Annotated in this window: 7 protein-coding genes and 1 pseudogene; 5 read left to right on the top strand and 3 right to left on the bottom strand. The window is 66.9% G+C overall.

Going from position 1 to position 6,246, the window contains the following annotated elements; translation table 11 throughout:
* Positions 1–40: 40 nt before the first annotated feature.
* The 3 genes from CAL29_RS16185 to folC form a co-directional block, all read right to left on the bottom strand.
* Positions 41–529 carry a CvpA family protein gene (locus tag CAL29_RS16185; protein WP_094853982.1) on the bottom strand — a complete coding sequence of 163 codons (489 nt, stop codon included), beginning with the start codon at positions 527–529 and terminating at the stop codon, positions 41–43.
* Positions 526–1,419, bottom strand: a complete 894-nt coding sequence (locus CAL29_RS16190) for an SPOR domain-containing protein (RefSeq protein ID WP_094853983.1) — start codon at positions 1,417–1,419, stop codon at positions 526–528. Before CAL29_RS16190 ends, CAL29_RS16185 begins: the two co-directional genes overlap by 4 nt.
* Positions 1,420–1,525: 106 nt before the next feature.
* Positions 1,526–2,836, bottom strand: coding sequence for a bifunctional tetrahydrofolate synthase/dihydrofolate synthase (gene folC / locus CAL29_RS16195; protein ID WP_094853984.1), 1,311 nt, complete (start codon positions 2,834–2,836; stop codon positions 1,526–1,528).
* Between the two features lie 134 nt (positions 2,837–2,970).
* On the opposite strand from folC, the gene CAL29_RS16200 reads away from it, so the two are divergent.
* From CAL29_RS16200 to CAL29_RS32020, 5 genes and pseudogenes are all read left to right on the top strand, one after another.
* A complete protein-coding gene (locus tag CAL29_RS16200) occupies positions 2,971–3,366 on the top strand; it encodes a flagellar protein FlaG (RefSeq protein WP_094853985.1) in 396 nt (131 codons plus the stop codon).
* Positions 3,367–3,489: 123 nt separating this feature from the next.
* Positions 3,490–4,914: a flagellar filament capping protein FliD gene (gene fliD, locus CAL29_RS16205; RefSeq protein WP_094853986.1), complete on the top strand. Its 1,425-nt coding sequence runs from the start codon at positions 3,490–3,492 to the stop codon at positions 4,912–4,914.
* Positions 4,915–4,921: 7 nt separating this feature from the next.
* On the top strand, positions 4,922–5,335 hold the full coding sequence (fliS, locus tag CAL29_RS16210; protein ID WP_094853987.1) for a flagellar export chaperone FliS: 414 nt from the start codon (positions 4,922–4,924) through the stop codon (positions 5,333–5,335).
* Between the two features lie 54 nt (positions 5,336–5,389).
* Entirely contained in the window at positions 5,390–5,737 is a 348-nt protein-coding gene (locus CAL29_RS16215) for a flagellar protein FliT (protein WP_094853988.1), read from the top strand.
* Positions 5,734–6,246: pseudogene (locus CAL29_RS32020) on the top strand (flagellar hook-length control protein FliK); the annotation flags it as partial. The gene CAL29_RS16215 and the pseudogene CAL29_RS32020, both read left to right, overlap by 4 nt.

The following is a 6,246-nucleotide window of genomic DNA, read 5'->3' on the forward strand; positions in this document are numbered from 1 at the left end:
TGATCCGACCGCGTTCAGTCGATGTGTCGTTCGAACGCATTCAATAAGGCAGCAATGACGCCAGCGACGGCGGCAGCCAGCCCTTGGTATGTATGACGGCTTCTGTGGCCGCATGAGAAAACATCGCGTCGCGCCACCACGGCTCCTGCGGCAGCGGCGTATAGCCGGCGAGGGCCACCAGCACCAGCACGATGAGCAGGCCCCGCAGCAGGCCGAACAACGCGCCCAATCCATGATCCGCCGGCGTCAGGCCGGTGGTGCGTATCAGGGCCGCGAGCGTCATGTTGACCAGCCCGACCAGCAGCAGCACCACGATGAAGACCGCCGCATACGCCACGCCCATGCGCAGCATGGTGGTCTCGATCATCCCGGCCAGCCAGCCGTATACCGTGGGGCCCCACCAGATGGCCGCCACGAACGCCAGCCCGTAGGCCAGCAGCGACAGCACTTCCTTGAGCAGGCCGCGCACCAACCCCAGCACCGCCGAAACGGCCAGGATCGCCATCACGACGAAATCGAAGCCGGTCACTGCGCAGCAATGAAGCCGTTGTCATAGCCCAGCGTACGCAATCTGGCCTGGGCGGCCTGCGCGGCCTCGCGCGACGGGAACGGCCCGACGCGCAGGCGGTACTGCTGCTTGCCGCCCGCCGTCGTCTCCTGCAGGAAGGCATTGGTCACGCCGGCGGCATGCAACTTGTCGCGGCGCGCCTGGGCATCGGCCTGCGACGTGTAGGCGGCGATCTGCAGCACGAAATTTCCCTTGGTGTCGGCCGGCCTGGCGGGCGCGGCCGCCGGCGCGGGCACGGAACGGCCTTCCAGCAAGGCCATGGCGCGCGCGCCGTCGTCGGTGCGCTGGACGTCGGACGGCTTGGCGGCGGGCTTGTTCTCCGGCCTGGTCTCGGTGCGGGCTTCCGGCCGCGATTCGGGGCGCGCGGGCGCCGGGTGGCTTTCCGGACGCGCGGGCTCGGGGCGCGGCGCTTCGGGCCGCGGCGCGGGCTGGCGCGCCGGCGGCTGCGGCGCCGGTTCGCTCACGGGCGGCGCGGCGGCGATCTGCGAACCGTTGGCGGCGGGGGGATTGCCCGCGGCGGCGCCGTTGGCGGGCGCGGGCGGCTGCGCGGCGCCGCCCTGGCTGCCGTCCGCCGCCGGCGGCTGGGCCGCCTGGGGATCGGAGACCGGCGGCTGGTAAGGCGCGCCGCGATCGGGAATGCGGACGGGAATGTCGTCGCTGACGCGGGCCGGCTCGGAATCGAGCACCATGGGCAGGATGATGACCGCCGCCAGCACCAGCGCAACCGCGCCGGCCAGGCGCCTGCGAGCCCGCGCACGCAATTGCGCGGCCTGCGCTTCGCTGGATACGGAGGGACGTGGCTTGCCCGCGGAAGCGTCGGGGGCGGGGTCTTTCCGTGTAAACAAACCCATGAAGAGCTAATTCCTTGCAGTCGGCGCACACGGCGTGCGGAACCAAGCCGTATCCAATCAAGCCGTATTTCGAGGCGGCAACGCGTATTTCAAGGCGTTTGCCGGATTAGGATTTCCGGCCCAGCGACTGGAGCACGGCAGCCACGGTAAGGAACGATCCAAATACCACGATTCTATCACCCTCGCCCGCCCGGGCGCGCGCCTGGGCATAGGCCTCGACCGGGTCGGCGCAGGCCGAAATGCCGGCCGCCTCGTCGCCCTGGGCGGGGGCGGGCAAGGCCTCGCGCACCCGTTCGGCCAGCGCCTCGCCGCTGCCGCCGCGCGGCCCGGGCAGGCCGGCGCAATACCAGTGGTCGAAACGGCCGGCGAGCTTGGCCACCACGCCGGCGACGTCCTTTTCGCTGAGCATGCCGAAGACCGCGTAGGTGTACGGGTGGAAACCCATGTTGTCCAGGTTCTGGGCCAGCACCGCCGCGGCGTGCGGATTGTGGCCGACGTCCAGGATGACGGTGGGCTGGCCCGGCAGGATCTGGAACCGGCCCGGCAGCGACGCTTGCAGCAAGCCCTGCCGCACCGCCTGCTGCGGCACCGGCAGGCGCTCGCGCAAGGCCTCCAGGGCGGCCAGCGCGGCGGAGGCGTTGAGCAACTGGTTGGCGCCGCGCAGGGCCGGGTAGGCCAGCGCGGCGCGGCGCTGGCCGCGCCCGCCGTAGCTCCACTGCTGGCGGTCGCCGGAATAGTTGTAGTCGCGGCCGAACAGCCAGAGATCCGCGCCGATGGCGGCGGCATGGTCCAGCAGGGTCTGCGGCGGCACCGGATCGGCGCAGATGGCCGGCCGGCCGGCGCGGTAGATATGGGCCTTCTCGTAGCCGATCTTTTCCCGCGTGTCGCCGAGCCAGTCGGTATGGTCCAGGTCCACGCTGGTAACGATGGCGCAATCCGCGTCGACGATATTGACGGTGTCCAGGCGCCCGCCCAGGCCGACCTCCAGCACCACGGCGTCGAGCCGCGCGCCGGCGAACAGGCGCAGGATGGCCAGCGTGGTGAATTCGAAGTAGCTCAGCGATACCTCGCCGCGCGCGGCCTCGACCGCCACGAACTGCTCGACCAGGGCGGCGTCGCTGGCGATTTCGCCGTTGACCCGGGCGCGCTCGTTGAAATCGATCAGGTGCGGCGAGGTGTACAGGCCGACGCGGTAGCCGGCGGCCAGCAATATGGCCTCCAGCATGGCGCAGGTCGACCCCTTGCCGTTGGTGCCGCCGACGACGATCTTCACGCAATCCAGGGACAGGCCCAGGCGCTCGGCCACGCGGCGCGAGCGCTCCAGGCCCAGTTCTATGGTCTTGGGATGCAGCGCTTCGATATAGGCCAGCCATTCGGGCAGGGAACTGGCGGCATCCGGTTTGGTGATCGGCGACATGAGGACGTAACGAATTTGAGGCTGGCGGATTTTAACAGGCGCCCCGCCCCCTAAAGTTCCCGTTCAGCATGCCGTTATCAGGAACGGAAAACCAGATCAACGCGTCGACGACGCAGTGTGTAAGTGGAGTCTTTATGGCTGTCAGCCCTATTGGTACCGCGGCCCTGCCCGTGCAGCAAGCCATCGCAACGCCCGTCCAGGCTCCCTCGCCTGCCGCTCCCGTCGACGCGACCGTATCGGTGCTGCCCGCCGGCGCCACCGCCAAGGACGGCAGCACGGATACCGTCACCTCGGACCAGGGCGCCAGCAAGCTGCCCATCGACCAGGCGCTGGAGAAGCTGAACGAGAAGATGGACGCCTGGTCCACCCAGATGTCCTTTTCGATCGACCAGGACACCCAGCGCGTGGTGATCTCGATCAAGGACAGCAAAACCGGGGACACCATCAAGACCATCCCCAGCGAAACCGTCCTGCAGATCGCCAAGATGATCACCGAGTTCCAGGGCTCGGCCATCAAGACCTCCGCCTGAGCCGGACGTTTTCCCCGCCAGCGGGCGCGAAAGCGCCAAACAGGACCCAGTTATGCCGTTTTCCCGGCGCATAAGCATTTCCGGGAATTTGCAAAAATACGCACCGTAAGAAGGAAACCTCGCATGGCTACCACCAGCTCCACCTCCAGCAGCACCCTTCCCGCCGTCACCTCGCTGGGATCCGGATCGAATCTCGATCTGCAGGGCATTCTGGACAAGCTGCAGGACAACGAGGAAGTCGCCCTTACCAATATCCAGACCCAGCAGAGCGAAATTCAGAGCAAGATCACCGCCTACGGGACGATCAAGAGCTCGATCGCCGCGCTGCAGACTGCCGCCCAGGCCCTAAGTAGCGCCGACACCTACAATGCCGCCAAGGCCACCGTGACCGGCGACGGCTTCACCGCGACTGCGAAGGCGAGCGCTGTGACGGGCACGTACAGCGTGAAGGTCGACTCGCTGGCCACCACCGAAACCCTGCAGACACAGGCATTTTCTAGCCGAACGCTCGCAAATGGCACCGGCGGGACGCTTACCGTTACCCTGGGTACGGGAGACGGCGCTACCACCGCTAGCGTCGACCTTGGCTCGGACACGTCGCTCAACGGCATCGCCAGCACGATTAACGGCAACAGCAAGCTTGGCATCAAGGCCTCCATCATCAGCGACGGCAACGGCAACAGCTACCTGATGCTGACCTCCAGCACGACGGGCACCAAAGCGGCCGTGACGGGAATCTCCGTGACCGGTAACGATACGCTGGCCACCTCGTTGAACTACGGCAGCGACGTCACCGACTCCAAAGTAACCCGCGTGGGCGATGCAGCGACCGATGCAGTAGTCGAAATCAACGGTATCACCGTGACCAGCGCGTCCAACACCGTGGACTCGGCCATCGACGGCATCACGCTGACGCTGACCGAGAAGACGGACACGGCCGGCACGCTGCGCATCACCACCGACACGACGGCCCAGGCCACGGCGATCCAGAACTTCGTCACGGCCTACAACACCGTGGCCTCGCAGATCGCTACCGCGACTGCCTTCGACACGTCGTCCGAGACTGGTTCGGTGTTGACCGGCGACGGCACGATCCGCGGCATCCAGACCATGCTGGCGCAAGCCCTGCGCGTGACCAACAACGGCGGCGCCATTAGCTCACTGGCCGACCTCGGCATCACCACCGACACCGACGCAAAGAACGGCACGCTGAAGCTGGACGTCAACAAGATGACCGAAGCGCTGGTTAACAACTCGGACGACGTGAAGACACTGCTGTTCGGCAGCAGCGGTTTGGGAACAGCGTTCAACACCACCACCACCTCGATCCTGCAGACCGGCGGCATTATCTCTGCCCGGACCGACGGCCTGCAGTCAACATACGACTCGCTACAGGACAACTACGACAGCACCAAGGACCATATCGACGCCGATATCGCCACCTTGCGCGCCAAGTTCGTGGCGTTGGACTCCTTTGTCGCGCAAATGAACAGCACCAGCAGTTATCTAACCCAACAGTTTGCGGCGCTGACCAAGTCGACTTCCTGATCCAATTATGGCTTACGCATCCCGCCGTCCCGACGCAACCTACTCAGTCCGTTCATACAAGGACGTAGGCCTGGAAACCCAGGTTCTCAGCGCCTCGCCCGAACGGCTCATTTCCCTGCTGTACAGCGGCGCGCGGGTAGCCATCGGCCAGGCCCGGCATCACCTGGAAGAAGGCAACGTTCCCGAACGCGCCAAAGCCATCACGCACGCCATGCGCTTGGTCGACGAAGGCCTGAAGCAGGCTCTGGCGAATCCTCATGAAGACGAGCTGGCCGCCAATCTCGACGCCCTCTACGACTACATCCTGCGCCAGTTGGTCACCGCCAACATCAAGGGCGATACGACCGCGCTGGACACCGCCGACCGCCTTCTGGCCGACTTGCAGGACGCCTGGCAAACCGCGGTGGACCGCCCGGTCTAGGCAGACACGTTTTTATCACACCAAGCAACACTGCCGACCGGCACAAGGTCTCTTATGACTTCCCCTTCCCCGCAGATACTGGAGCTTTATCGGGAGATCGTTGCCGTGACGGCCTCGATGCTCAACGCGGCGCGGACAGAAGACTGGAACAGCGTCCTGACTCACGGACTATCGTATTGCGAGGCCGTAGAACGCCTGCGCCACATCGGCGTCGGCGAACTGCTGGACGATGACGAACGCCGCCAGAAGCACGACATGCTGGTCCAGATCCTCGAAAACGACGCGCACACGCGCGACCTGGCCATGCCCGAGCTCGCGCGCATGAGCGAACTGCTGGGCCGCATGAAGCGCCAGCAAGGCGCCTTGCGCGCCTATGCCGGCACCAAGGCGCGCGCCCTATGAGCGTCGGTCCCACCGCGCTCAGCTCGCTGCTGGTGCAGCGGCTGGACGCAGTCCTCGGCACCCAGCTCGCGCAGCAGGGCAAGGACACCACTCGCCTGGACGCCGTCACCCCGCCGGGCACCGCCGTCGACATCGGCGCGGAAGGGGACGGCGCGGTTTCCCAGCAAGGCCCGCAAAGCAAGGCCATCCAGGAAATCGTCGACAAGGCGGAGCTGAACGCCGCCACGCGCGCGCGCTTTCTCAGCGCGGACATCACCGGCTCGGCCCCCACCATCCTGGGCCAGACCGCGCGCACGATCCTGACGCTGCTGGCGCAATACCCCGATACCGCGCCGGCCCTCGCCGGCAAGGCGCCCTTGTGGGCCGACGGCGAAGGCGCGCCGGAGGCAGCCGCCGACGACGCGCCCGCCGGCGACGCCGCCCGCGGCCAGGCGCCGGCCGCCAACGCGGGAACGCGCGACGCGGCCGGCGGCCCCGCGAGCCAGGCCGGCCAGGCAGCGCAAGCGGGC

This window comes from Bordetella genomosp. 10 (assembly GCF_002261225.1).
Lineage (GTDB): Bacteria > Pseudomonadota > Gammaproteobacteria > Burkholderiales > Burkholderiaceae_B > Bordetella_C.

Excerpts from the sequence above, each read along its gene's own strand:
- CAL29_RS16190 (WP_094853983.1), bottom strand. The coding sequence starts at position 1,419 with ATGGGTTTGTTTACACGGAAAGACCCCGCCCCCGACGCTTCCGCGGGC.
- folC (WP_094853984.1), bottom strand. The coding sequence starts at position 2,836 with ATGTCGCCGATCACCAAACCGGATGCCGCCAGTTCCCTGCCCGAATGG.
- CAL29_RS16200 (WP_094853985.1), top strand. The coding sequence starts at position 2,971 with ATGGCTGTCAGCCCTATTGGTACCGCGGCCCTGCCCGTGCAGCAAGCC.
- fliD (WP_094853986.1), top strand. The coding sequence starts at position 3,490 with ATGGCTACCACCAGCTCCACCTCCAGCAGCACCCTTCCCGCCGTCACC.
- fliS (WP_094853987.1), top strand. The coding sequence starts at position 4,922 with ATGGCTTACGCATCCCGCCGTCCCGACGCAACCTACTCAGTCCGTTCA.
- CAL29_RS16215 (WP_094853988.1), top strand. The coding sequence starts at position 5,390 with ATGACTTCCCCTTCCCCGCAGATACTGGAGCTTTATCGGGAGATCGTT.